Genomic DNA, 538 nt, shown 5'->3' with positions numbered 1-538 from the left:
CGCTCTTAGTAGCTTAACCATCTTGTCCAAGGACAAGTTCCAGTTAAGACCACAGCTTTCGGATGTTTCAGCATTTCATATCGTTCGTATCCAGTTTTCAAGGTACAAGTGGTTTTATGGACGAATCTGCTACCAAGGTAAACCTCAGTAAAAGACACAACCATAAAGGTTTATTGGTGGAGCCAAGGAGGATCGAACTCCTGACCTCCTGCTTGCAAGGCAGGCGCTCTCCCAGCTGAGCTATGGCCCCGTATAAGTGGTCATCTCTTACGAGATGAAATGGTGGGCCTTAGTGGACTCGAACCACCGACCTCACCCTTATCAGGGGTGCGCTCTAACCAGCTGAGCTAAAGGCCCATATTCTTACTCCCGTTCCATCGGATTAATCAATAAATAAACCCGAGGGAATTATTGGCGCAAAAATGCACCGCTTGGCGACGTCCTACTCTCCCAGGACCCTGCGGTCCAAGTACCATCGGCGCTGGAAGGCTTAACGGTCGTGTTCGGGATGGGTACGCGTGGTTCCCTTCCGCCATCG

2 tRNA genes and 1 rRNA gene are annotated in these 538 nt (G+C 50.6%); all 3 read right to left on the bottom strand.

What is annotated here, in order from left to right:
* Positions 1-174: 174 nt before the first annotated feature.
* A tRNA-Ala gene (locus tag M3223_RS23815) sits at positions 175-250 on the bottom strand.
* 30 nt (positions 251-280) lie between these two features.
* Positions 281-357, bottom strand: a tRNA-Ile gene (locus M3223_RS23810).
* 72 nt (positions 358-429) lie between these two features.
* Positions 430-538: ribosomal RNA gene (rrf, locus tag M3223_RS23805) — 5S ribosomal RNA — on the bottom strand; the annotation flags it as partial.

It is taken from the genome of Paenibacillus pasadenensis (assembly GCF_023715725.1).
GTDB lineage: Bacteria > Bacillota > Bacilli > Paenibacillales > Paenibacillaceae > Paenibacillus_O > Paenibacillus_O pasadenensis_A.
The sequence above is the reverse complement of the archived record's forward strand: the minus strand, read 5'-3'. Positions and strand labels throughout refer to the sequence as shown.